At 63.0% G+C, this 25,083-nt stretch carries 21 protein-coding genes and 2 riboswitches; of the genes, 12 read left to right on the top strand and 9 right to left on the bottom strand.

Translation table 11 applies throughout. The annotated features are described in order from the left end of the window. Positions 1–148 precede the first annotated feature (148 nt). The 4 genes from LOY35_RS10585 to cobW form a co-directional block, all read right to left on the bottom strand. Positions 149–712, bottom strand: a complete 564-nt coding sequence (locus LOY35_RS10585) for a VWA domain-containing protein (protein ID WP_309475905.1) — start codon at positions 710–712, stop codon at positions 149–151. Between the two features lie 101 nt (positions 713–813). Then, positions 814–1,818 carry an ATP-binding protein gene (locus LOY35_RS10580; RefSeq protein WP_258632309.1) on the bottom strand — a complete coding sequence of 335 codons (1,005 nt, stop codon included), beginning with the start codon at positions 1,816–1,818 and terminating at the stop codon, positions 814–816. Between the two features lie 204 nt (positions 1,819–2,022). Next, positions 2,023–5,784: a cobaltochelatase subunit CobN gene (cobN, locus tag LOY35_RS10575; protein WP_258632307.1), complete on the bottom strand. Its 3,762-nt coding sequence runs from the start codon at positions 5,782–5,784 to the stop codon at positions 2,023–2,025. Between the two features lie 3 nt (positions 5,785–5,787). Beyond that, positions 5,788–6,852: a cobalamin biosynthesis protein CobW gene (cobW, locus tag LOY35_RS10570; protein ID WP_309475904.1), complete on the bottom strand. Its 1,065-nt coding sequence runs from the start codon at positions 6,850–6,852 to the stop codon at positions 5,788–5,790. 97 nt (positions 6,853–6,949) lie between these two features. Beyond that, positions 6,950–7,165, bottom strand: a riboswitch (cobalamin riboswitch). A 363-nt stretch (positions 7,166–7,528) separates the two neighbouring features. Continuing rightward, a riboswitch (cobalamin riboswitch) is annotated at positions 7,529–7,752 on the top strand. 105 nt (positions 7,753–7,857) lie between these two features. Between cobW and LOY35_RS10565 the strand changes: the two genes are divergently transcribed. The 4 genes from LOY35_RS10565 to cobM all read left to right on the top strand — a co-directional run bounded on the left by LOY35_RS10565 (position 7,858) and on the right by cobM (position 9,992). Continuing rightward, the gene (locus tag LOY35_RS10565; RefSeq protein ID WP_258632303.1) at positions 7,858–8,046 is read left to right on the top strand and encodes a CbtB-domain containing protein; all 189 of its coding nucleotides are present in this window, start codon (positions 7,858–7,860) and stop codon (positions 8,044–8,046) included. 11 nt (positions 8,047–8,057) lie between these two features. Further along, on the top strand, positions 8,058–8,765 hold the full coding sequence (locus LOY35_RS10560) for a CbtA family protein (RefSeq protein WP_258632301.1): 708 nt from the start codon (positions 8,058–8,060) through the stop codon (positions 8,763–8,765). Further along, complete coding sequence (locus LOY35_RS10555) at positions 8,762–9,166, top strand: cobalamin biosynthesis protein (protein ID WP_258632300.1); 405 nt, start codon at positions 8,762–8,764, stop codon at positions 9,164–9,166. Before LOY35_RS10560 ends, LOY35_RS10555 begins: the two co-directional genes overlap by 4 nt. Positions 9,167–9,245: 79 nt before the next feature. After that, complete coding sequence (gene cobM / locus LOY35_RS10550; protein WP_258632298.1) at positions 9,246–9,992, top strand: precorrin-4 C(11)-methyltransferase; 747 nt, start codon at positions 9,246–9,248, stop codon at positions 9,990–9,992. Between the two features lie 237 nt (positions 9,993–10,229). Here cobM and nfuA read toward each other — a convergent pair whose 3' ends face one another. Beyond that, a complete protein-coding gene (nfuA, locus tag LOY35_RS10545; RefSeq protein ID WP_024781251.1) occupies positions 10,230–10,814 on the bottom strand; it encodes a Fe-S biogenesis protein NfuA in 585 nt (194 codons plus the stop codon). A gap of 115 nt (positions 10,815–10,929) precedes the next feature. Next, the gene (locus LOY35_RS10540; RefSeq protein ID WP_258632295.1) at positions 10,930–13,221 is read right to left on the bottom strand and encodes a fatty acid cis/trans isomerase; all 2,292 of its coding nucleotides are present in this window, start codon (positions 13,219–13,221) and stop codon (positions 10,930–10,932) included. A 155-nt stretch (positions 13,222–13,376) separates the two neighbouring features. Here LOY35_RS10540 and metH point away from each other — a divergent pair, with 155 nt between their 5' ends. The 4 genes from metH to LOY35_RS10520 all read left to right on the top strand — a co-directional run bounded on the left by metH (position 13,377) and on the right by LOY35_RS10520 (position 20,106). Then, a complete protein-coding gene (metH, locus tag LOY35_RS10535; RefSeq protein ID WP_258632293.1) occupies positions 13,377–17,087 on the top strand; it encodes a methionine synthase in 3,711 nt (1,236 codons plus the stop codon). Positions 17,088–17,175: 88 nt separating this feature from the next. After that, positions 17,176–17,394 carry a DUF2970 domain-containing protein gene (locus LOY35_RS10530; RefSeq protein WP_258632291.1) on the top strand — a complete coding sequence of 73 codons (219 nt, stop codon included), beginning with the start codon at positions 17,176–17,178 and terminating at the stop codon, positions 17,392–17,394. A gap of 581 nt (positions 17,395–17,975) precedes the next feature. Then, positions 17,976–19,628, top strand: coding sequence for a nitrite/sulfite reductase (locus LOY35_RS10525; RefSeq protein WP_258632289.1), 1,653 nt, complete (start codon positions 17,976–17,978; stop codon positions 19,626–19,628). Beyond that, positions 19,612–20,106, top strand: coding sequence for a DUF934 domain-containing protein (locus LOY35_RS10520; RefSeq protein ID WP_139641944.1), 495 nt, complete (start codon positions 19,612–19,614; stop codon positions 20,104–20,106). Before LOY35_RS10525 ends, LOY35_RS10520 begins: the two co-directional genes overlap by 17 nt. 185 nt (positions 20,107–20,291) lie before the next feature. Here the strand turns inward: LOY35_RS10520 and sohB are convergent, their stop codons facing one another. After that, entirely contained in the window at positions 20,292–21,323 is a 1,032-nt protein-coding gene (gene sohB / locus LOY35_RS10515; RefSeq protein ID WP_258633548.1) for a protease SohB, read from the bottom strand. Between the two features lie 232 nt (positions 21,324–21,555). On the opposite strand from sohB, the gene LOY35_RS10510 reads away from it, so the two are divergent. The 3 genes from LOY35_RS10510 to LOY35_RS10500 all read left to right on the top strand — a co-directional run bounded on the left by LOY35_RS10510 (position 21,556) and on the right by LOY35_RS10500 (position 23,618). Next, positions 21,556–22,266, top strand: coding sequence for a histidine phosphatase family protein (locus LOY35_RS10510; protein WP_258632287.1), 711 nt, complete (start codon positions 21,556–21,558; stop codon positions 22,264–22,266). Between the two features lie 51 nt (positions 22,267–22,317). Beyond that, complete coding sequence (locus tag LOY35_RS10505) at positions 22,318–22,635, top strand: SCP2 sterol-binding domain-containing protein (protein ID WP_258632286.1); 318 nt, start codon at positions 22,318–22,320, stop codon at positions 22,633–22,635. Between the two features lie 119 nt (positions 22,636–22,754). Continuing rightward, positions 22,755–23,618 (top strand): LysR family transcriptional regulator, encoded by an 864-nt coding sequence (locus LOY35_RS10500; protein ID WP_258632285.1) that lies wholly within the window; start codon positions 22,755–22,757, stop codon positions 23,616–23,618. 100 nt (positions 23,619–23,718) lie between these two features. On the opposite strand, the gene LOY35_RS10495 is transcribed toward LOY35_RS10500, so the two are convergent. Next, positions 23,719–23,955 (bottom strand): YdcH family protein, encoded by a 237-nt coding sequence (locus LOY35_RS10495; protein WP_258632283.1) that lies wholly within the window; start codon positions 23,953–23,955, stop codon positions 23,719–23,721. Positions 23,956–24,171: 216 nt separating this feature from the next. Between LOY35_RS10495 and LOY35_RS10490 the strand changes: the two genes are divergently transcribed. Then, positions 24,172–24,693 carry a DUF4142 domain-containing protein gene (locus LOY35_RS10490; protein WP_139641935.1) on the top strand — a complete coding sequence of 174 codons (522 nt, stop codon included), beginning with the start codon at positions 24,172–24,174 and terminating at the stop codon, positions 24,691–24,693. Between the two features lie 74 nt (positions 24,694–24,767). Here LOY35_RS10490 and LOY35_RS10485 read toward each other — a convergent pair whose 3' ends face one another. Next, positions 24,768–25,037, bottom strand: coding sequence for a hypothetical protein (locus LOY35_RS10485; RefSeq protein ID WP_258632279.1), 270 nt, complete (start codon positions 25,035–25,037; stop codon positions 24,768–24,770). Positions 25,038–25,083: the final 46 nt, after the last annotated feature.

Here is a 25,083-nt window from a genome sequence, read left to right as displayed (position 1 = left end):
GGGGGTGGGCAGATCGGGGACCGAGGCGATGCTATCGCGAGCAGGCTCGCTCCCACAGTGGGTTGTGGCGTAGATCAATCATGTATTCACAGCGCATCTCATGTGGGAGCGAGCCTGCTCGCGATGGCGCCCGTCCAGCCAACGACTATCAGCCAGATACCCCATCATCGATATGCCGATACTCAACCCCCAATTGCCCCGCCAACTGCCGGGCCCGGCCCAAACGGATCGGACCTCGTTCGATGTCGATCAACAGACACGGGCAATCGAGCGGCGGCAGCGGCGAGCCCTCCTTCACCCGTCCATCCGTCATCAGCAACACCCTCTGCTGCTCCGCCGGGTAGCGCTTGCGCCGGGCGATCAGCCAATGTCCGGCCTCCTGCAGCGCCGCCAGTAACGGCGTACCGCCACCGGCGCCCAGCCCGTCGAGCCAGTCGCGCAACCCGGCCGAGGCCTTGAGCCCCTGCACTTGCCAGTTCGGCTGCGCACCACTGGCCGTCAACAGCGCCAGCCGGGCGCGCTGCCGGTAGGCGTTGTCGAACAGCTGCGCCAACAGGCCCTTGCCGTCACTCAAGGCCCGATGACGACGGGTCGAGGCCGACGCATCGACGATGACCAGCCACAGCTCATGGGGCGAGCGATGGCGACCGTGAAAGCGCAGGTCTTCACGCAGACGTGGCCGGCCATTGAGCAACGTCCCCGGCCAGTTCACCGCACCGCTGGCTGCCGCTTTGCTATGGCCCTGGCGCCCCAGGTCGAGGCGCCCTGCACGGGGTCTGGCATTCGCCCCCGCGGCCGAACGGGGGCGAATGCCTAGGGCTTTTTTGGCCAGCTCGGCACGTCACGCCGGGCACCGGTCGGCAGCGCCTGGGCCGGCAGGTCACCCCATTGGCCCTGGCCTTCGTTTGGCTCCGCGGCTCGTTCGCCAGCCGAAGGGGCCTGGGACGGTGAAGGTGCCGGGGCTGAATGTCCGCGCCGACGGTGACGCAAGGCAAACTCGGCGACCGCATCGATGTCCTCGGCGGCGATAACCTGCGCCCCGTGCCAGGCCGCATGGGCCCGTGCGGCCCGCAACCAGACCAGATCGGCGCGCAAGCCATCGACGCCGGCGGCAAAGCAGCGCTCGGTAATCTGCGCCAAGGCCTGATCGTCCAGGGGAATCTGTGACAGGCGCTCGCGAGCACTCCGGCAGCGTTCGCGCAATTGGCCCTGGGCCGCTGCCCATTCAGCGCAAAACGCGGCGGGATCACTGTCGAAATCCAGCCGCCGCCGGATGATCTGCCCGCGCTCGGCCGGTGCGGTATGACCGTCGAGGGCCACGTTCAGGCCAAACCGGTCGAGCAGTTGCGGGCGCAACTCGCCCTCTTCCGGGTTCATGGTGCCGATCAGCACGAAACGCGCCGGATGCCGATGGGAGATGCCGTCGCGCTCGATCAGGTTGGTGCCGCTGGCGGCGACGTCCAGCAGCAGGTCCACCAGGTGATCCGGCAGCAGGTTGACCTCATCGACGTACAACACACCGCCGTCGGCCTTGGCCAGCACACCGGGAGAAAACTGCGCGCGCCCTTCTCCCAGCGCCGCATCCAGATCGAGGGTGCCCACCAGCCGCTCTTCGGTGGCGCCCAGGGGCAAGGTGACGAATTGCCCGCTCGCCAGCAAGTCCGCCAGTCCCCTGGCCAGGGTCGACTTGGCCATGCCCCGGGGACCTTCGATCAGCACGCCGCCGATTTTCGGATCGATGGCGGCCAGGCACAGGGCCAGTTTCAGGTCATCGGCGCCGACCACGGCGGAGAGCGGGAAATGGGGGGTGTCGGTCATGGTCGATTCTCAAAGGTGGTCGGTAAAGTCGGTTTGGAGAGAGTCTTGTGGCGAGGGGATTTATCCCCGCACTGTGGGAGCAAAGCTTGCTCGCGAAAACACGCCTCGATTTCTGAAGGATCGCATCGCCTGTATCGCGGGCAAGCCTTGCTCCCACAGACGACCTCGTCACAGATTCTGCATATGGCCTGCTGATTGTGCACATCAACCATCTTCTTCGATGTCGAGCAACAGATTCTCCAGCGCCTGGCGGTATTCGCCCGGTGCCTGCCACATCCCCCGCTGCTGGGCTTCAAGCATGCGCTCGGTCATGTCCCGCAAGGCATCGGGGTTGTGTTGGCGGACGAAGTCCCGGGTGTCCGGGTCGAGCAGGTAGGCATCGGCCAGCAAGGCGTACTGGTGATCGTCGATCAGTTGCGTCGTGGCGTCGAAGGCGAACAGGTTGTCCACCGTCGCTGCCAGTTCGAACGCGCCTTTGTAACCGTGACGCTTGACCCCGTCGATCCACTTCGGGTTGGCCGCCCGGGAACGGATGACGCGATTGAGTTCTTCCTTGAGGGTACGGATCCGGGGCAAGTCCGGTTGGCTGTGATCACCGTGGTAACTGGCCGCGGCGGTTCCACCAAGGGTTTCCACCGCCGCCAGCATGCCGCCCTGGAACTGGTAGTAGTCGTTGGAATCGAGCAGGTCGTGCTCGCGGTTGTCCTGGTTTTGTAGCACCGCCTGTACCTGGCTCAAGCGTCGGGAAAACTGATCCCGCGCAGCGGTGCCTTCATCTGCGCCGCCATAGGCGTAGCCGCCCCAGTTCAGGTACACCTCGGCCAGGTCTTCGCGGCTCTGCCACAGGCGACCGTCGATGGCGCCCTGCACACCCGCGCCATAGGCTCCGGGCTTGGCGCCGAAGATCCGCCAGCCGGCCTGCCGGGCAGCCGCGTCCGCCTCGAGGCCCGAAGCCAACAGGCTATCCCGCTCGCTCCGCACCTTGGCGGCCAGAGGGTTCATGTCTGGCGGCTCATCGAGCGCGGCTACGGCCTGCACCGCCGCATCGAACAGCCGGATCAGATTGGCAAAGGCGTCCCGGAAGAACCCCGAGACCCGCAGTGTCACATCGACCCGGGGCCGATCCAGCAGGCTCAGCGGCAGGATCTCGAAGTCATCCACCCTTTGGCTGCCCGTGGCCCACACCGGGCGCACGCCCATCAGCGCCATGGCCTGGGCGATATCATCGCCGCCGGTGCGCATGGTGGCGGTGCCCCACACCGACAGGCCGAGCTGGCGCAGGTGATCACCATGATCCTGCAAGTGCCGCTCCAGAATCAGGTTCGCCGACTGGAAACCGATGCGCCACGCCGTAGTGGTGGGCAGGTTGCGCACGTCCACCGAGAAGAAGTTGCGCCCGGTGGGCAACACGTCCAGGCGCCCACGACTCGGCGCACCACTGGGGCCCGCCGGCACGAAGCGGCCGCTCAAGGCGTCCAGCAGGCCGCGCATCTCCGCCGGGCCACAGGCGTCCAGGCGCGGGGCCACCACGGAGCGCAGGCTCTCGATGACGCTGTTCACCTCTTGCCAACCCGGCGTGTCCAACTGCTCGACCCGACCTTGCAGGGCCTGCTCGATCAAGCTTGCCGCAAACAGCTCCAGGCGCTCGCGGGTATCGCCGGCGGTACGCCAGGGCTCATCGCTGACCTGCCGCAACGCTTCGGGACAGTCGCCGGCCCAAGGGTCGGCCAAGGCGCAATCCAACGGATCGAAACCCAGCTCGAACGCTTTCGACAGCGCCCGCAACAGGCTCGACTGCGCGCCCTTGCCGTCGCCCCGGGGAATGCGCAGCAACGCCAGCAAGGTGTCGATGCGCAGCCGTCCGCTGGGTGACTCGCCAAAAATGTGCAGGCCGTCGCGGATCTGCGACTCTTTCAGATCGCACAGGTAGGTGTCCAGGCGCGGCAGCCAGATCGCCGCGTCGGCGTCCGCGTCCAATTGCAGCTCGCGATCGATGTGGGTTTCGCGCACCAGATTCAGGATGTCCCGCTGCAGCTCCCGGGCGCGGCGCGGGTCGAGCAGTTGTGCCTCGTAATATTCGTCGGCCAACAATTCGAGGTTACGCAGCGGCCCGTAGGTTTCGGCGCGGGTCAGCGGTGGCATCAGGTGGTCGATGATCACGGCCTGGGTACGCCGCTTGGCCTGGGCCCCCTCGCCCGGGTCGTTGACAATGAACGGATAGATATTCGGCAAAGGGCCCAGCAGTGCGTCCGGCCAGCAGCCTTCCGACAAGCCGACGCCCTTGCCTGGCAGCCATTCGAGGTTGCCGTGCTTACCGACGTGAATCACACCATGGGCGCCATAGGTATGGCGCAACCAGAAATAGAACGCCAGGTAACCATGGGGCGGCACCAGGTCCGGGTCGTGGTACACGGCACTTGGGTCGACCTGATAGCCCCGGGCCGGTTGGATACCGACGAACGTCAGGCCCAGGCGCAGGCCGGCGATCATCAGGCGACCGGCGCGGAACATCGGATCGGTCTCGGGTGGGCCCCAGCGCTCCAGCACTGCCTGGCGATTGGCCTCGGGCAAGGTGTCGAACATAGCCTGGTAAGCTTCCAGCGCCAGGCTTTGGTGACACGGACGAAGGTCGAGGCTGTCCAGGTCGTTGCTGACCCCGCCCAGCAGCTGTTGGATCAGCGCGGTGCCACTGGCAGGCAGTTCGATGGGCAGCGGATAGCCCTCATCCCGCATGGCGCGCAGGATGTTCAACGCCGCCGCCGGGGTATCCAGGCCGACGCCGTTGCCGATGCGTCCGTCCCGGGTCGGGTAGTTGGCGAGGATCAGCGCCACGCGCTTCTGCCCATTGGACAGGCGCGCCAGTTCGGTCCAGCGCCGGGCCAACTGCGCAACGAAATCCATGCGCTCGGGCACCGCGCGGTAGCAGACCACATCGCTCTGGCTGCGCTCGCTGCGCCAGGCCATGTCCTTGAAGCTGATGGGGCGGCTGATGATCCGCCCGTCCAGTTCCGGCAAGGCGATGTGCATCGCCAGGTCTCGCGGGCCGAGGCCCTGCTCGCTGGCTCGCCAACCGGGTTCGTTGTCCTGGGCGCAGATCGCCTGAATCACCGGAATGTTGCGACGAAACGGCCGCAAGTGCGGCGCTTCCGGGCTCGATTGGGCAAACCCGGTGGTGTTGAGGATCACCCCAGCCTCCACCTCGTCCAGCCAGTCTTCGACCTGCGCCAGACAGCCAGGCTCCTTGAGGCTCGCCACCGCCATCGGCAACGGATTGAGCCCGGCCACTTGCAGCCGCTGACAGAACACATCGATGAACGCGGTGTTGGCCGCTTGCAGATGGGAGCGATAGAACAGCACCGCCGCCACGGGTTGATCGGCCTGCCAGTCAGCTTGCCAGTCGTCGAGGCTGGCACTGGTTGTCCGCGGGTGGTAGATCGCCGTGCGCGGCAGGGTCTGCGGTTCAGCCCAGGCGTAGTCGCGCCCGAACCACTGGCTGGCGAGGTTGTGGAACAGGTCCAGGGCATTGCCCAGCCCACCCTGGCGCAAAAACTGCCAGAGTCGGTCGCGGTCCACGCTGGGTACGTTGCTGAGATCGCTGAGTTCCGGGTCTGGACGGTCGTCCCCCGGCACCAGGATCAACGTCACCCCGCGTCCGGCCAGTTCCATCAAGCGCTCGATGCCGTAGCGCCAATAGCCGATACCGCCGTGCAGCGACAACAGGATGACCTTGGCGTGACGCAACACGTCCTCGACGTACAGATCCACCGAGGCGTGGTTCTGCACCTGCATCGGGTTGGCGAGGCGAAACTGCGGATAGTCGTCCGGCAACTGCCGCGCCGCTTCGGCCAGCAGCGCCAGGCTGGAGTCGCCGCTGCACAGGATCACCAGCTCGGCGGGGGTTTGCCCCAGGTCGGCAATATTGTCGTCCGAGACGAAGCCACCGGGCTGGGTCCTGAGCAGGTGCATGGCTTAGACGCTGAGGGCGGCGCGCAGCTGCGCTTCGAGCAGCCCGGCATCCAGTGCCTGGCCGATCAACACCAGGCGCGTCACCCGCGCTTCGTCGGCGCCCCACTGGCGGTCGAAATGCTTGTCGAAACGCGTGCCGACCCCTTGGATCAACAGGCGCATCGGCTTGTTCGGGATCGCCGCGAAACCCTTGACCCGCAGCACGCCGTGTTGGACCACCAGTTGGGTCAGCGCATCCATCAATAGGCTTTCGTCGGCCTGGGGCAGTTCGATGGAAATGGAATCGAAAGCGTCATGATCGTGGTCGTCATCATCGCCGTCATGATGGTGGTCATGGTGGCTGTGGCGGCTGTCGATGTGTTCTTCGGAACCGGCACCCAGGCCGATCAGCACCTCCAGCGGCAGGCGACCGCTGCTGGCTTCGATGACCTTGACCGCCGGAGGCAGTTCTTCGGCCACTTCAAGACGGACTTTCGCCAGGTCTTCCGGGCTGATCAGGTCGGCCTTGTTGAGGATCACCAGATCGGCGCTCGCCAACTGATCGGCGAACAGTTCGTGCAGCGGCGATTCGTGGTCCAGGTTCGGGTCGAGCTTGCGCTGGGCATCGACCTGGTCGGGAAAGGCGGCAAAGGTGCCGGCGGCCACGGCCGGGCTGTCGACCACGGTGATCACCGCATCGACGGTGCAGGCACTGCGGATTTCCGGCCACTGGAAGGCCTGGACCAGCGGCTTGGGCAAGGCCAGGCCGGAAGTTTCGATGAGGATATGGTCGAGGTCGCCGCGCCGGGCCACCAGTTCGCGCATCACCGGGAAGAACTCTTCCTGCACCGTGCAGCACAGGCAGCCGTTGGCCAGTTCGTAGACGCGACCGCTGGCTTCTTCTTCGGTGCAACCGATGGAGCACTGCTTGAGAATTTCGCCGTCGATGCCCAGCTCGCCGAACTCGTTGACGATGACCGCGATACGGCGGCCCTGGGCGTTGTCGAGCATGTGTCGCAGCAACGTGGTTTTGCCCGAGCCGAGGAAACCGGTAACGATAGTGACGGGAAGTTTGGCCAGTGTTTTCATCGGATGCCCTTTGGCAAGGTGGCGGGCAAACGGGACGACAACCGCAGGCACAAGGGTGCGCGGAAGATTTCGCCACCGGATCACCCCGCCCGGTTGTAGTGAGAATCTGTCTCGAGGCAGGTCTCCTGGCTGACGGCGGGCCGGTTCCGGCTTTTCATGGAAAGCCCTGGCAATTCCTGCGCCTTCCCGTGCGGCATGCACAGTGGCCTGGCAGGAACGTCACCGTTCACAGTTGCGGGGGCAGCCGCGGCTTGGACCGCGTTCCCTTCTTAGCTTCGGCGCAAACCGAAGAACCTCGAAGGCGCAAGGCTACGCAGGGTGTGCGGGCGGGTCAATGTCTGCAAGCAGGCTCAAGGACAACTCATACCGTGGGAGCAAGGCTTGCCCGCGACAAACGATGACGCGGTTTGCCCCATGGCACCGCGTCGTCTGGATCGCGAGCAAGCTTTGCTCCCACTTGGGTGTTTCCATATCAGATCCAGCTCCTGACGTTGACGCCCCACCCCGCCCCATGCTCTCCTGTGCATGGTCCGTGTGGCGGGTTCTGTTAGTTCAAATTTGGATGCCGGAGCTCCATAGCCAAGGCGCTGTGACGAGTCATAGCCCGCTATGGCGAGGAACAGCAACGCAGGATATGGAGTTCTGGCATCCGAAGTTGAGCTAACAGAACCCGCTACACAGACCATTTGTTACGGGTGCCCTTCACAGGGTGAAACGGGAAACCGGTGAATCGTGTGCTTTACTTCAAGGCCACGTCAGTCCGGTGCTGCCCCCGCAACGGTAAGCGAGCGAAGCGTCAGATCCACTGTGCCCGATGGCATGGGAAGGTGACGCTTGCAGGCAAGGCCAAGACCCTGCCCCTCGTGAGCCCGGAGACCGGCCCGTAATTCAAACATCAACAAACCCGCGGTGGGCGGGCGCTGTTCGGATCCTGACGGGCTTTTGCCCGAGGTTTCATTGCGCTCGATTTACCCACTGGCCAAGACAAGAACAGAGGGAAGCGCCATGTCGACCATCAGCACCACCGCCCGCACCACCAGCAGCACCACGACCCTGAGCCAGCGCCTGAGCGCGGCGATCCTCGCTTCGATCCTGGGTGCAGGCCTGGTCTATTTCGCCGGTTTCTCCCACATCGAAGCGGTGCATAACGCGGCCCACGACACCCGCCACAGCGCCGCCTTCCCGTGCCATTGAGACCTGCCGACATGATCAAGCGTATTGCGCAAACCGCCGGGTTCAGTGGTTTGCTGGCCGCCCTGCTGCTGACCCTTCTGCAAAGCCTATGGGTTTCGCCGCTGATCCTGCAGGCCGAAACCTACGAAAAAGCCCCGGCTGCCGAAACCCCTGTCGAGGCCCATCAGCATGCCGACGGCGTCGCCCATACCCATGATGCCGAAGCCTGGGAGCCCGAAGATGGCTGGCAGCGCGTGCTGTCCACCACTGGCGGCAACCTGGTGGTCGCGGTGGGTTTCGCCCTGATGCTGGCGGGTCTGTACACCTTGCGCGCCCCTACCCGCACCTCCCAGGGCCTGCTCTGGGGCCTGGCCGGTTATGCCACCTTCGTCCTCGCGCCGACCCTCGGCCTGCCGCCGGAACTGCCCGGTACCGCGGCGGCCGACCTGGCTCAACGGCAAATGTGGTGGATCGGCACCGCGGCGTCCACGGCCGTGGGCATCGCCCTGATCGCGTTCGGCAGGCATTGGCTGCTCAAGCTGCTGGGCGTGGCGACTTTACTGGTACCCCACGTCATCGGCGCACCGCAGCCGGAAGCCCACTCGATGCTGGCGCCCGAAGCCCTTGAAAGCCAGTTCAAGATCGCCTCGCAATTGACCAACGTCGCGTTCTGGCTGGCCCTGGGCCTGATCAGCGCCTGGCTGTTCCGCCGTGACGGCCAAGCTCACCACGAGGCATGAATAGCGGGCAGGTGCTGGTGGTCGGCCTGGGCTGCCAGCGCGGCTGCCCGGCCAGCGTGTTGCGCACATTGCTGGAGGAAACGTTGCTGTCCCATGACATCGCACTTGAGGCGGTGACAGCCCTGGCCAGTATCGATCTCAAGCGTGACGAACCGGGCCTGCTGGAATTGGCGGAGCAACTGGCCCTGCCGCTGACCTTCTTCGGTGCCGCCCAGTTGGCAGGTTACAGGGAACGGCTCAGCCACCCTTCGCAGATCGCTTTCGAGCGCACGGGTTGCTACGGCGTTGCCGAAAGCGCGGCGCTGGCCCTCGCCGAACAGCTTGGACAGACCGCCGCCACCTTGCGGATTCCCCGCCAGAAGTGCGCCCAGGCTACCCTGGCATTGGCGGTCGCGTCGTAAAACCCGATAATCTCGCCCCATGGATCATGAGCGATCTTCATTCTGGCGTCGCTCCCCCACCTTATTTCAGGAACCGGTCATGACCGTCTACTTCATCGGCGCCGGCCCCGGCGATCCGGAATTGATCACCGTCAAGGGCCAGCGGCTCGTACGCAGCTGCGCGGTGATCATCTATGCCGGCTCCCTGGTGCCCGCCGCCGTGCTCGAGGGCCATTGCGCCGAACAGGTGATCAACAGCGCCGAGCTGCATCTGGAACAGATCATCGCGCTGATGGAGACAGCCCATCGCAACGGCCAGGACGTCGCCCGGGTGCATTCGGGCGACCCGAGCCTGTACGGCGCCATCGGCGAGCAGATACGGTGCCTGCGGGAACTGGGCATCCCCTTCGAGATCATTCCCGGCGTGACCGCCACCTCAGCCTGCGCCGCCCTGCTGGGCGCCGAACTGACCTTGCCGGACATCTCCCAGAGCGTGATTCTTACCCGCTACGCGGACAAGACCGCGATGCCCGCCGGAGAAGAACTGGTTAGCCTGGCGCAGCATGGAGCGACCATGGCGATCCACCTGGGGGTCAATCATCTGGAAAAAATCGTCGGTGAGCTGCTGCCCCACTACGGCGCGGATTGCCCGATTGCCGTGATTCACCGCGCGACCTGGCCGGATCAGGATTGGGTGATGGGGACGTTGGCGGACATTGCCGCAAAGGTGCAGGCCAAGGGCTTTCGCCGCACGGCGCTGATTCTGGTGGGACGGGTGCTGGGCAACGATGTGTTCAGCGACTCATCGCTCTACCGCGCCGGGCATGCTCATCTGTACAGGCCTTGACCCATAAAATCAAATCAACACAGAACCTGTGGCGAAGGGACTTATGTGGCAAGGGGATTTATGTGGCGAGGGGATTTATCCCCGCTGGGCTGCGTAGCAGCCCCCCCAACCCTGAGTTGGAGATATCTCAGGTGGTTGAGGGCCGCTACGCGCCCCAGCGGGGATAAATCCCCTCGCCACATAAATCCCCTGACCGCATAAATCCCTTCGCCAATCCCCTCGCCACAACAGCGACGATCAGTAGTAGGCGTTTTCTTTCTGCGTATGGTCGGTTACGTCGCGCACACCCTTGAGCTCCGGGATACGCTCGAGCAACGTGCGCTCGATGCCTTCCTTCAGGGTAACGTCAGCCTGGCCGCAGCCCTGGCAGCCGCCGCCGAACTGGAGTACGGCGATGCCGTCTTCCACCACGTCGATCAGCGACACCTGGCCGCCGTGGCTGGCCAGCCCCGGGTTGATCTCGGTTTGCAGGTAATAGTTGATGCGCTCGTTGATCGGGCTGTCGGCGTTGACCATCGGCACTTTGGCATTCGGCGCCTTGATGGTCAGTTGACCGCCCATCCGGTCGGTGGCGTAGTCGACGACCGCATCGTCCAGGAACGCTTCGCTGAACGAGTCGATGTAGGCGGTGAAGCTCTTGAGCCCCAACGCGGTGTCTTCGGGTTTTTCTTCCCCCGGCTTGCAGTAGGCAATGCACGTCTCTGCGTACTGGGTGCCGGGCTGGGTGATGAAGATGCGGATCCCGATACCCGGCGTGTTCTGCTTGGACAGCAGGTCGGCCAGGTAATCGTGGGCGGCATCGGTAATCGTAATGGCGGTCATGGAAACTCCTCGCAGGCTTGCCGGCAGTTTACGCCAAATCAGTGCGCCGGACAAAGTCCCAGTATTTTTGTCAGGAAAGCAGCCGGCGGCACGAACTCGCCGCCGGACACGCCGCTCAGAGGTTCTGGTAGCGATTCATGTCCAGCACACCGGCCTCCAGGGGCTCGGTTTCCTCGATGTAACGGCTCAGGTCATGGAAGTAATACCAGAACTGCGGATGACTGCGACGAATCCCCCAACGCTCGACAATCCGCTCGAACGCCTGCTCATCCTGAACGCTCTCCATGGCGTCGACGAACGCCGGGACTTGCCCAGCGGGGACATTGAACATGAAGTTCGGGTAGCTGCTGAGCACCCCCGGATACACCGTCAAGGTGTCCAGCCCCGGTTGGTAGCGCCGCTCCTCGCCCAGCAGGAACGCCACATTGCTATGGGCACGGTTGCGCAGCAGGCTGTAGATCTCGCGATGACCGTCGGCGGTTTCGATGCGCAGCATCGTCGCTTCCGGCAACTGATCGATCACCCGAAGCCCCGCCGCCGGGCGCGAGACCAGGCGACTGAGGGCCTGCTCGGCGTTCTGCAAGGCCGGATTAATATTCGGGCGCGAGCAATAGGCACCGTCGCAACGGTTGATCGGATCGGGCCGCGCATTCAGCTCGCCATAGCGGACCAGCAACTGCCGGGTGAAATCACCCTTGGGGTCGCGCTCGTCCAGCTTGAGGGCGGTCGGCTTGTCATTGTCGATGCTCTCGTAATCCAGCCACATCTTGAATTTGCCGCCGGACTGGTACCAGTCGTCGAGGTAGCCTGCCCGGGCATCGGCCGGCATCAGGCGCAGGAAGTTCTGTTCCGCGCCATTGCGAATCAGGTCGAAGTACAGCCGCGTCTGGGCCTGGTGGGAGACGTTGCCGAACACATCGAAATTCACCGCCAACTGGTAATAGGTGCGCTCCAGCAACGGAAAGTCGAACAGCCACATCGTCTGCGGTACTTCGCCGATCAGGCCCTTGGTGACCGAGGCACTGTCGAAGTGTCGGAAAATACTCAGCAAGGCATTGTCGTTACCGGCCCACAGCGTCGACCAGCTCGGCGCCGGCAACTCGGCGTAATTGTCCCGGCGCAGGGCCTCGTACGCGTTGCGCTTGTCGCGGTAGTCGAGCCACAGGCTGACAACGCTGCCCACATCATCGTTCTGCCCCGGCATCGCCAGCAATGGCGTGGCCTGGCCGCGATAGTTCGGATCGGTGATGTACAGGTCGTGCTCAGGGGCCTGGAACAGCGCCCAGAAGTTGTCGCGGATCACATCCGTGGCGATCTGGCCCCGGCACACCGGGCCGCGGATAAAGGTGCGGACGAAATATTCGGCGTTATCGAGCATGAACTGATAGCGGGCCTGGGCCGGGATCGCTTCAAAGGTGGAGAACGGGTTCGAGCGGCGCTCCGGCCCGTAGCCGGGCAACGCCGTGACTTGCCAGTTGCCCTTGTAGAACAGGCTCTTGATCCGCGCCATCTTGGCCGCACTCAGCCCGTAGGTGATGTGGGTCTTGTGCACGATCACCCCTTGCACCGCCCAGAGTCGGTAATAGACGCGGGTGCCGGGGTCGTCGCTCGGGCGACGGGTGTTGATCAGGTCGATCGGCTGGCCGCTGGGCGTGCGCGAGCGCACCCACTGGAAGAAATGTCCCGGCTCGCCGTCCTTGAAGTAGATGTGGGCCAGGAACCAATGCTCGAACAACCAGCGGGCCACCAGGCTTTCCCGGGCGCCGGGAGCGTTCAGCAGATTTTCCCACTGCAGCACCTGCAAGGCTTCGGCGGCGCTCGGAGCCAGGGCTTGCTGGTCGATGGGGGCGCCGGCGGCGAGCCAGCGTTGCAAGGTCTGGTATTGCTGATCGGTCAGGCCGGTGACCGCCAGGGGCATGCCTTCCCTGGGGTGCGCGGCAGCGTATCCATCGAATTGCCCCGGCATCGCGCAACTGTTTTCACGGCCCAGGCCGAGCACGATGTCTTCCGGCAGCTTGGCGTTGGGTTGCAGCGGCGCGCCGTGCCCCAGCGCCAGCATCTGCGCCATCAACGCAGCCTGGCTGCCCTGGGCATCGAGCACCGAATAGAAGCCCTTGCGCTGCCAGGCCCGGGGGCCGGAAGCGTCATAGAACAAGCGGGTCGGGACGGCGGCCTGGCGGCGCTCGCCGTCATACACCGACATTTTGCTCGCGCCCCGGGCCGCGCCTTCGCCGCTGCCCAGGTTCAACTGGCAGGCGGAGTCGTAGCAGGCGTGGCAGGCCACGCATTTCTCGGTGAAGATCGGCTGGATGTCGCGGGTGTAGGACAGCGCGGGTACGGGATCCTTGGCGGCTGCGGTAAAAGACAACAGCAGCAACAGACTGCCGAATAAGACGCGGTACGGCATGTCTCGGTCCCTAAGAGATGGAACGGCGATTCTACCGGGCCAGCAATCGCTTGCAAACATGAGCAGAATTCATGCAAAAGCCGCCCACGATCAAATCCGGCACAGGTTTGCTATGATTCCTGGCTTCGTAATGGTCTTTTTTTCCAGGTAGTCCTATGTCCGATCGCAGCGCTCGCCTTTATCTTCTCCAGCAAGCCCTCAAGGAACGCATCCTGATCCTCGACGGCGGCATGGGCACGATGATCCAGAGCTACAAGCTGGAGGAACAGGACTATCGCGGCAAGCGTTTCGCCGACTGGCCGAGCGACGTCAAGGGCAACAACGACTTGCTCGTACTGACCCGTCCCGATGTCATCGGCTCCATTGAAAAAGCCTACCTGGATGCCGGCGCCGACATCCTCGAAACCAACACCTTCAACGCCACCCAAGTGTCCCAGGCCGACTACGGCATGCAGGGCCTGGCCTATGAGCTGAACCTGGAGGGTGCGCGCCTGGCCCGCAAGGTGGCCGACGCCAAGACCCTCGAAACCCCGGACAAGCCGCGCTTCGTCGCCGGCGTGCTCGGCCCGACCAGCCGCACCTGCTCGCTGTCGCCGGACGTGAACAACCCCGGCTATCGCAACGTGACCTTCGACGAGCTGGTGGAGAACTACACCGAAGCCACCAAGGGTCTGATCGAGGGCGGCGCCGACCTGATCCTGATCGAAACCATCTTCGACACCCTGAACGCCAAGGCGGCGATCTTCGCCGTGCAGGGAGTCTACGAAGAACTGGGCGTCGAACTGCCGATCATGATTTCCGGCACCATCACCGACGCCTCCGGCCGCACCCTCTCCGGCCAGACCACCGAAGCGTTCTGGAACTCCGTGGCCCACGCCAAGCCGATCTCCGTCGGCCTCAACTGCGCCCTCGGCGCCAGCGAACTGCGCCCGTACCTGGAAGAGCTGTCGAACAAAGCCAGCACCCACGTCTCGGCGCACCCGAACGCCGGCCTGCCCAACGAGTTCGGTGAGTACGACGAACTGCCGGCGCAAACCGCCAAGGTCATCGAAGAGTTCGCCCAGAGCGGCTTCCTGAACATCGTCGGCGGCTGCTGCGGCACCACCCCGGCGCACATCGAAGCCATCGCCAAGGCCGTGGCCGGCTATGCGCCGCGGCAGATTCCGGAAATTCCCCGGGCCTGTCGCCTGTCGGGTCTGGAACCGTTCACCATCGATCGCAGCTCGCTGTTCGTCAACGTCGGCGAGCGGACCAACATCACCGGCTCCGCCAAGTTCGCCCGGCTGATCCGCGAAGACAACTACACCGAAGCCCTGGAAGTGGCCCTGCAGCAGGTCGAGGCCGGCGCCCAGGTGATCGACATCAACATGGACGAGGGCATGCTCGATTCGAAGAAGGCCATGGTGACCTTCCTCAATCTGATTGCCGGCGAACCGGACATTTCCCGCGTGCCGATCATGATCGACTCGTCGAAATGGGAAGTGATCGAAGCCGGCCTCAAGTGCATTCAGGGCAAAGGCATCGTCAACTCCATCAGCATGAAGGAAGGCGTCGAGCAGTTCATCCACCACGCCAAGCTGTGCAAGCGCTACGGCGCCGCCGTGGTGGTGATGGCGTTCGACGAAGCCGGCCAGGCCGACACCGAGGCGCGCAAGAAGGAAATCTGCAAGCGCTCCTACGACATCCTGGTCAATGAAGTGGGTTTCCCGCCGGAAGACATCATCTTCGACCCGAACATTTTCGCCGTCGCCACCGGTATCGAAGAACACAACAACTATGCCGTGGACTTCATCAATGCCTGCGCCTACATCCGCGACGAACTGCCCTACGCGCTGACCTCCGGCGGGGTGTCCAACGTGTCGTTCTCGTTCCGGGGCAACAATCCGGTGCGCGAGGCGATCCACTCGGTGTTCCTGCTGTACGCGATCCGCGCAGGCCTGACCATGGGTATCGTCAACGCCGGCCAGCTGGAGATCTACGACCAGATCCCGGCGGAACTGCGCGACGCCGTGGAAGACGTGATCCTCAACCGCACCCCGGAAGGCACCGACGCCCTGCTCGCCATCGCCGACAAGTACAAGGGCGACGGCAGCACCAAGGAAGCGGAAACCGAGGAATGGCGCAACTGGGACGTCAACAAGCGCCTGGAGCATGCGCTGGTCAAGGGCATCACCACCCATATCGTCGAGGACACCGAGGAATCGCGCCTGTCGTTCGCCCGTCCTATCGAAGTCATCGAAGGTCCGTTGATGGCCGGCATGAATATCGTTGGCGACCTGTTCGGCGCCGGCAAGATGTTCCTGCCCCAGGTGGTCAAGTCCGCTCGTGTGATGAAACAGGCCGTGGCCCACCTGATTCCGTTCATCGAGGCGGAAAAAGGCGACAAGCCGGAGGCCAAGGGCAAGATCCTGATGGCGACGGTCAAGGGCGACGTCCATGACATCGGCAAGAACATCGTCGGCGTGGTGCTCGGTTGCAACGGTTATGACATCGTCGACCTGGGCGTGATGGTGCCGGCGGAAAAGATCCTGCAGGTGGCCAAGGAGGAGAAATGCGACATCATCGGCCTGTCCGGCCTGATCACGCCGTCCCTGGATGAGATGGTGCACGTGGCCCGCGAGATGCAGCGCCAGGATTTCCATCTGCCGCTGATGATCGGTGGCGCCACGACGTCCAAGGCCCACACGGCGGTGAAGATCGAGCCCAAGTACAGCAATGACGCGGTGATCTACGTCACCGACGCCTCCCGCGCCGTCGGGGTGGCGACCCAGTTGCTGTCCAAGGAACTGAAACCGGCGTTCGTCGAGAAAACCCGCCAGGACTACATCGAGGTCCGCGAGCGCACCGCCAACCGCAGCGCCCGTACCGAACGCTTGAGCTACCCCGCCGCCCTCGCCAAGAAGCCGCAGTTCGACTGGAGCAGCTACCAGCCGGTCAAGCCGACGTTCACCGGTGCCCGGGTGCTGAACGACATCGACCTGAACGTCCTGGCCGAATACATCGACTGGACGCCGTTCTTCATTTCCTGGGACCTGGCGGGCAAGTTCCCGCGCATCCTCACCGACGAGGTGGTCGGCGAAGCCGCCACCGCGCTGTACGCCGATGCCCAGGCGATGCTGCGCAAGCTGATCGACGAAAAACTCATCAGCGCCCGCGCAGTGTTCGGTTTCTGGCCGGCCAACCAGGTGCATGACGACGACCTGGAAGTCTACGGTGACGACGGCAAGCCGCTGGCCCGCCTGCATCACCTGCGCCAGCAGATCATCAAGACCGACGGCAAGCCGAACTTCTCCCTGGCCGACTTCGTCGCGCCGAAGGACAGCGGCGTGACCGACTACGTGGGCGGCTTCATCACCACCGCCGGCATCGGTGCCGAAGAAGTGGCGAAGGCCTACCAGCAAGCCGGCGACGACTACAACTCGATCATGGTCAAGGCCCTGGCCGACCGTCTGGCCGAGGCCTGCGCCGAGTGGCTGCACCAGCAGGTGCGCAAGGAACACTGGGGTTATGCCAAGGACGAAAGCCTGGACAACGAGGCGCTGATCAAGGAGCAGTACACCGGCATCCGCCCTGCCCCCGGTTACCCGGCGTGCCCGGATCACACCGAGAAAGCCACGCTGTTCCGCCTGCTCGACCCCGAGGCCAGCGAACTGAAAGCCGGCCGCAGCGGCGTGTTCCTCACCGAGCACTACGCCATGTTCCCGGCGGCGGCGGTCAGTGGCTGGTACTTCGCCCATCCCCAGGCGCAATACTTCGCCGTGGGCAAGATCGACAAGGACCAGGTCCAGAGCTACACCGGCCGCAAGGGCCAGGAGCTGAGTGTGACCGAGCGCTGGCTGGCGCCGAACCTGGGTTACGACAACTGAGTGAAGGGATCACGGTCGGCAACGGCCGTGATCCTTTTTTTCACGGGTTGTCTATGCTTGTCCCAGACCCATAGCAGACGAGGGATTTATGGACGATCCAGCCGACAACAAGCCGCCGACCCTGCTGCAGATGATGCACAGCGTACTGGCCGCCGCCTTCGGCGTGCAGAGCGGCAAGAACCGCGCCCGTGACTTTACCCACGGCAAACCGAGTCACTTCGTGATACTGGGGATCGCCTTCACGGTGATCTTCGCCCTGACGCTGTTCGGCATCGTCAAGCTGGTGGTGCATCTGGCGGGGCTATAAGACTCTCTCCTGCACATCACCCCCTGTAGGAGCGAGCCTGTGGGAGCAAAGCTTGCTCGCGATGAACGATGACGCGGTCTCGACCGTGTCGTTTGCGTCGCGAGCAAGCTTTGCTCCCACAGGCTTTGCTCCCACAGGCCTGCTCCCACAGGTTTTTCATTGCATTGGACGACCGATTACTGGTGACTGACCCAGAACACCGCCGTGCCCACCACCAGGACAATAAGGAACAGAATGGCCCAGGCATCAACGGTACTGTCGCTTTTCCTTGCTTTGGTCGGATTGCTCATTGCATCGCCTCTTGTCGGTTTTTTAGGTGATTGCATAGGGACTCGACCACAGTTAAGACGATGATTGCCCATACGACAAATGTGGGTTCCGGGCCGATAGATCCCATTAGGTCATTTGGTTCTTTACATATACTCAAACATCACTTTTGCGCATAACTCAAAACAGGTATCTTGCACCGGCTCCTATAGGAGTGCGCGGCCGTGCGCGCAGAATTGCCGAGGCAGAACCCGATTCCAGCGAGCCAATACGCAGCTGTTTCTGATCGGCCCAAGCCTGAGACCGAGACTTATATGTACGTATATGACGAGTACGATCAGCGGATCATCGAGGACCGCGTCAAGCAGTTCCGTGATCAGACCCGACGCTATCTGGCAGGCGAGCTGAGCGAAGAAGAATTCCGCCCTCTGCGCCTGCAGAACGGCCTGTACATCCAGCGTTTCGCCCCGATGCTGCGGGTGGCGGTGCCTTATGGCCAACTGACCTCGCGCCAGGTGCGCAAGCTGGCCCAGATTGCCCGCGACTACGACAAGGGCTACGCCCACATCAGTACGCGACAGAACGTCCAGTACAACTGGCCGGCCCTGGAAGACGTGCCGGAGATCCTGGCCGAGCTGGCCACCGTGCAGATGCACGCGATCCAGACCAGCGGCAACTGCCTGCGCAACGTCACCACCGACCAGTTCGCCGGTGTCGCGGCCGATGAATTGATCGACCCGCGTCCGTGGTGCGAGATCGTCCGTCAGTGGACCACCTTCCACCCGGAATTCGCCTACCTGCCGCGCAAGTTCAAGATCGCCATCAACGGCTCGACCTCGGACCGCGCCGCCATCGAAGTCCATGACATCGGCCTGGAGGCGGTCTACAACGCCGCTGGCGAACTGGGCTTTCGCGTGCTGGTGGGCGGCGGCCTCGGTCGTACGCCGGTGGTGGGTGCATTCATCAATGAGTTCCTGCCCTGGCAGGACCTGCTGAGCTATCTCGACGCCATCCTGCGGGTGTACAACCGCTACGGCCGTCGCGACAACAAGTACAAGGCGCGGATCAAGATCCTGGTCAAGGCCCTGACACCTGAAGTGTTCGCCGAGAAGGTCGAAGCCGAAATGGTTCACCTGCGTGGCGGCCAGACCACCCTGACCGAAGCCGAAGTCCATCGCGTGGCCAAGCACTTCGTCGACCCGCAGTACAAGGCCCTGGACAACCAGGACTTCGTAGCGCTCGACAAGGAATATCCGGGCTTCGCCCGCTGGCGCAGCCGCAACACCCTGGCCCACAAGAAGCCTGGCTACATCGCGGTCACGCTGTCCCTGAAGCCGACCGGTGTTGCGCCGGGTGATATCACCGACAAGCAGCTGGACGCCGTGGCCGACCTGGCCGAGCGCTACAGCTTCGGTCAGTTGCGCACTTCCCACGAGCAGAACATCATCCTGGCAGACGTCGAACAGAGCCAGTTGTTCACCCTGTGGGGCGAATTGCGCGAACAGGGTTTCGCCACGCCGAACATCGGCCTGCTGACCGACATGATCTGCTGCCCGGGTGGCGACTTCTGCTCCCTGGCCAACGCCAAGTCGATTCCGATCGCCGAATCGATCCAGCGTCGTTTCGACGACCTGGACTACCTGTTCGACATCGGCGAACTGGACCTGAACATTTCCGGCTGCATGAACGCCTGCGGTCACCACCATGTCGGCCACATCGGCATCCTGGGCGTGGACAAGAAAGGCGAAGAGTTCTACCAGGTCTCCCTGGGTGGCAGCGGCACTCGCGACGCCAGCCTGGGCAAGATCCTCGGGCCTTCGTTTGCCCAGGACGACATGCCAGACGTGATCGAGAAGCTGATCGACGTGTACATCGAACAACGTACCGAAGACGAGCGTTTCATCGACACTTACCAACGTATCGGCATCGACCTCTTCAAGGAACGCGTCTATGCAGCGAATCATTAAGAACAACGAGGTCATCGACGAAACCTGGCACCTGCTGCCCAAGGACGCGACCCTCGATGGCATTTCCAACTGCGACGACCTGATCGTGCCCCTGGCCCTGTGGCGTGACCATTCCCGCGCCCTCAAGGCCCGCGATGGCGGCCTGGGTGTGTGGCTGGACGCCGACGAGGAAGCGGAAGAGATCGGCGATGACGCCAATCAGCTCCAGGTCATCGCCCTGAACTTCCCGGCCTTCACCGACGGCCGCAGCTACTCCAACGCCCGCCTGTTGCGTGATCGCTACGGCTTCAAGGGTGAACTGCGGGCCATTGGCGATGTACTGCGCGACCAGCTGTTCTACATGCGCCGCTGCGGTTTCGATGCGTTCGCCCTGCGTGCCGACAAGGACCCCTACGAAGCCCTCGAAAGCCTCAAGGACTTCTCGGTGACCTACCAGGCCGCCACCGACGAACCGCTGCCGCTGTTCCGTCGCCGCTAAGCCCGCTGTAATGAAAGAGCCCTGATCCGGATATCCGGCTCAGGGCTTTTTTCATTTTCGGCAACCACCAAAGCCCTCTGTGGGAGCGAGCCTGCTCGCGATGGCGGTGATTCAGTCGATGCGGCAGTGACTGACCGACTGCTATCGCGAGCAGGCTCGCTCCCACAGGGATTGAGGTAGCAGAGTTACCAGAACCGCTGCTGGGTCAATCGGCTCCACCAGCTCAACAACACCCGGTCCACCGAACCGCTGGCCGCGATGCCGACGCGCTCCTGCAGGCTTTTGCGTTCGGCATAGTGCAGGTGGTACAGCTCGGCGTTCTTGGCGCGCTCGGCCAGGTATTCGTCGCTGGTCTTCAACTCGTCCACCAGGTGCTTGCCGAGCGCGGCGACACCCAGCCAGACCTCGCCGGTCGCCACTTCGTCAATGGCCAGTTGCGGGCGGTAGTTGGACACGAAGCTCTTGAACAAGTCGTGGGTGATGTCCAGCTCTTGCTGGAATTTCTCCCGGCCTTTCTCGGTGTTTTCGCCGAACACCGTCAGCGTGCGCTTGTACTCGCCGGCGGTCAGCACTTCGAAGTCGATGTCGTGCTTCTTCAGCAGGCGGTTGACGTTCGGCAACTGGGCCACGACGCCGATGGAGCCGAGGATGGCGAAAGGCGCGCTGATAATCTTCTCGCCGATGCAGGCCATCATGTACCCGCCACTGGCCGCGACTTTGTCGATGCACACGGTCAGCGGTACGCCGGCCTGGCGGATCCGCGCCAGTTGCGACGAGGCCAGTCCATAGCTGTGGACCATGCCGCCACCGCTTTCCAGGCGCAGCACCACTTCATCCTTGGGCGTCGCCAGGGTCAGCAGCGCGGTGATTTCATGACGCAGGCTCTCGGTGGCCGAGGCCTTGATGTCGCCGTCGAAATCCAGCACGAACACCCGGGGCTTGGCCGCCGGTTTATCCTTCTGTTTCTTCTGCGTTTTTTCAGCCTTGCCTTCGCTCTTGCGCAGGGCCTTGAGCTGATCCTTGTCCAGCAGCGTCTGTTCCAGGCGCTCGCGCAGTCCCTTGTAGAAATCGTTGAGTTTGCTCACCTGCAACTGGCCGGCCGACTTGCGCCGTCCCTTGCTGCGCAGGGCAGCAAAACTGGCCAGCACCACCAGGATGGCGATGACCAGCGTCACGGTCTTGGCCAGAAAACCGGCGTATTCGATAAAGAACTCCACGATCACTCCTAATAGATTCTCGACTCGCCGCTCGACGGCGGACATTAAACGTTCCCAGCATACCCATGCGTCTGCGTCGCTACCAGCCGGGAAACCTGTGGTTACCTTAAGCCCGGGCCAGGCCGGGCAAGGCTGTAACGGACATTTCAAACAAGCGTATGTTTTTTCATTGACAGCTCACGGTCATCCTCATAACCTCGCCAAACCTTCAACGTACCGGGATGACGCGGACGTGGGCAGTATTTATCTGATTCGACATGGCCAGGCCTCCTTTGGTGCGGACGACTACGATGTCCTTTCACCTAATGGCCTGCGCCAGGCAGAGGTGCTGGGCAGCCACCTGGCGGAGCTCGGTGTCGTGTTCGATCGCTGCCTCTCGGGCGACCTGCGTCGTCAGCAGGATACCGCCACCGGCGCCTTGGGCCGGATGTCCGCCGCCGGGCTGCCGGTTCCCGAAGTGGAAACCGACGCCGCGTTCAACGAATTCGATGCCGACGCAGTGATCCGCGCCTTGCTGCCGGACATGCTGCCCCAGGAGCCCGAGGCCCTGTACATCTTGCGCAATGCCGCACAGAACCGCGCCGAATTCCAGCGCATTTTCGCCCTCGTGGTCGAGCGCTGGCTCAGCGGCCAGTACGACCCGCCCGGGCTGGAGAGCTGGCAGGGTTTCGTCGAGCGGGTCCAGGCCGGCCTGCGGCGCATCCTGGAACAGGCCGACAACAGCCACAAGATCGCCGTGTTCACGTCCGGCGGCACGATTACCGCCCTGCTCCACCTGGTCACCCGGATACCGGCCCGTCAGGCCTTCGAACTGAACTGGCAAATCGTCAACACCTCGCTCAACCACTTGAAATTCAGGGGGCGCGACGTGGCCCTGGCTTCCTTCAACAGTCATGCTCACCTGCAACTGCTGAAGACCCCGGACCTCATCACCTATCGTTGAGGCCGAATTACCGTAGACCCTTGCTGTATCAACCCGATAAGGATCGAAACCATGACCTCCGTAGTCGACGCCGTACAAAAGATGAAAGAAAAATTCAACCCAGCCGCCGCTGCCGGCCTGGACCTGGTATTCGGTTTCAACATCACCGACGAAGACAAGCAGTACGCCCTGATCGTCAAGGACGGTACCTGTAAATTGCAGGAAGGCGAAAATGCCGACGCCAACTGCACACTGGTGATGGACAGCGAAACCCTGAAGGGCATCGTCAGCGGTGAAACCGACGGCATGCAGGCATTCATGGGCGGCAAATTGCGTGTCGAAGGCGATATGATGCTGTCGATGAAGCTCTCCGAGCTGTTCCCGGCCTGAGCCTGCACGCCTGCACTGGGTGCCCTCGGCTGTAACGAATCCCGCCCACGTGGCGGGATTCGTATTTTTCGGGCAGGCTTGGCAATCCCTTCATACCCACCTCCCGTATCGGCCAGCCCATGGACATCGACCTCGCCCGCACCTTCCTGGAAATTGTCCGCCACGGCAGTCTCGCCGCGGCGGCCGACAAGCTGCATGTCACTCAGACGGCGATTACCGCTCGGGTACAGAAACTGGAGAGCCAGCTCGGCTGTGCGCTGTTCGTGCGCAACCGTGCCGGCGCACGGCTGACCACCGACGGCGAAGCCTTCGTCGTCTACGCCAATCAGCTCGTGCAGACCTGGGAAGCGGCCCGCCGGGACCTGCCGCTGCCCGAGGGCTATCGCAATGTGCTGCACATCGGTGGCGAGGTCAGCCTGTGCAATCCCCTGATGCTCACTTGGGCCCGTGAACTGCGTCGGACGATTCCCGGCCATGCCTTGCGCATGGACATCCGCGACGGCGAGAAACTGTTGCAACAGCTCGAGCTGGGTCTGCTGGATGCCGCGGTGGTGTACCAACCCGAGTACTGGCCGCGACTGCAGGTTGAACAGTTGCTGGAAGAGAAACTGATCCTGGTGCGCCTGGCCAATTGCCCGGAGCCCTACGTGTACATCGACTGGGGCGTCGATTTCCGTCGCCAGCACGACACCGCCCTGCCGGACAAGGCCAAGGCTGCCGTCACCTTCAACCTCGGCCCCCTGGCCTTGCAATACATCCTGGAAAACGGCGGCAGCGGCTACTTTCGCACGCGCGTCGTGCAGAGCTATCTGGATAGCGGCATCCTGGAGCGGGTGCCCAAGGCGCCGGAGTTCAACTACCCGACTTACCTGGTCTATTCCCGGGACCGGGATTCGGCGGCCTTGCAACAGGCGTTCGAGGTGTTGCGGACGCTCGTCAGGAGCGGCAGTGACTGGTCCCAACGCTGGGATCCGCTGAGTTGATGCGCGCTGCTGGAAAGCAGGGGGGCCGCTTCGCGACCTGACGGCGGTGCGACGTTTCGCTAAATCCCCTCGCAGGAAAAAGCCCCCCCGCATCATCGGGTTACTTCTGCAAATGCTCCATGATCTCGTCCTTGACCTGCAATCGTTTCTTCTTGAGCGTCTCCAAGGCGACGTCAGGCAGTGCGGCGGACGTCGGCTTCTCGGCGTCTACCACCTCGGCATCAAGTTGGGAGTATTTGTGAAGCAGCGAGTCGAGTCTTGGATTCTCGCTGCGCTTTTGCTGGATGAGGTCTTTTTTGCACTTGAGATCCTGGCACAGATCATGGGACACCGGCATGGAACACCTCCTTTTGGTGGATCAGTGGCAGGCGCCTTTGAGGGCGCCTCAAGCATCAGGATGGCCTTGCCGAAGGGGTTCTGTCGACCGCCAATCCGACCAGCGGTGACCGTTCGTCGTACCGTATCGCTTTGCGATCAAACCTTTGCTCACACGCCACTCTCCATTGAACAGTGACACTCAAGATCACTTGTACAACCTGTTCGGAGAATACCTATGGACGGATTTACCCTGCGTCAACTCGGCCTGGCAGTTGCCCTGAGTACCAGCATGGGCATGGCATGGGCCGCGAGTTCCAACGACTTTGTCGACAACGCGGCGGCCGGTGGCATTGCGGAAATCGAAACCAGCAAACTGGCGCTGGAAAAGAGCGCATCGGCGGACGTCAAGGAGTTCGCCAACAAGATGATCGCCGACCACACCAAGGCCAACCAGGAGTTGATGACCCTGGCGAAAAAGCACGACATCGAAGTGCCGGACGAAACCACTCTGGTGAAAAAGGCGAAGGCCAAGATTCTTGACATGCGCGATGAATCCTTCGATGCCGCCTATGCCAACAATCAGGTCAAGGCCCACGAAGAAACCATCACCCTGTTCAAGAAAGAAGCCGAGACCGTCACGGACGACAAGAAGCCTGGCAACACCGAGCTCAAGGCGTTCGCCCAGAAGATGCTGCCGGATCTGCAACACCACCTGGAACTGGCCAAGAAACTCCAGGCCGCACACCCCAGCAAGTAGTGTTTCCCGGCAGTATTGAAGGTCAGAAAAAGGCTCGTCCTCCCAGGAGAACGAGCCTTTTTTGCGCAGGTCGATCAACCGCCGTCGGTGTCGATATCGGCGTCTGTGTCATCGCCGGACTTCGGCCGGTCAGGATCGGGCTTGAAGCCCGGGCTGAAGGTATTGTCGTTTTCCTGGTGATGTTTTTTCTGATCGACCTCCTCGGCAGCGCTCTGGGCCTGGTCCGCGCCAGCCGGGCTGACCGGTTTGGCGTCGGGCAGTTGGGGATCGATGGCCGGGTCGTTGCGTGGTGACGGGGTCTGCGTCTGACCTTGTTGCGCCGTGTTTGCACGATCGTCGTTCATGGGCACCTCTTCATGACAGAGGCCGGGTTGATGACCGGCCTTGATC

The organism is Pseudomonas sp. B21-028 (assembly GCF_024749045.1).
Taxonomy (GTDB): domain Bacteria; phylum Pseudomonadota; class Gammaproteobacteria; order Pseudomonadales; family Pseudomonadaceae; genus Aquipseudomonas.
The sequence above is the reverse complement of the archived record's forward strand: the minus strand, read 5'-3'. Positions and strand labels throughout refer to the sequence as shown.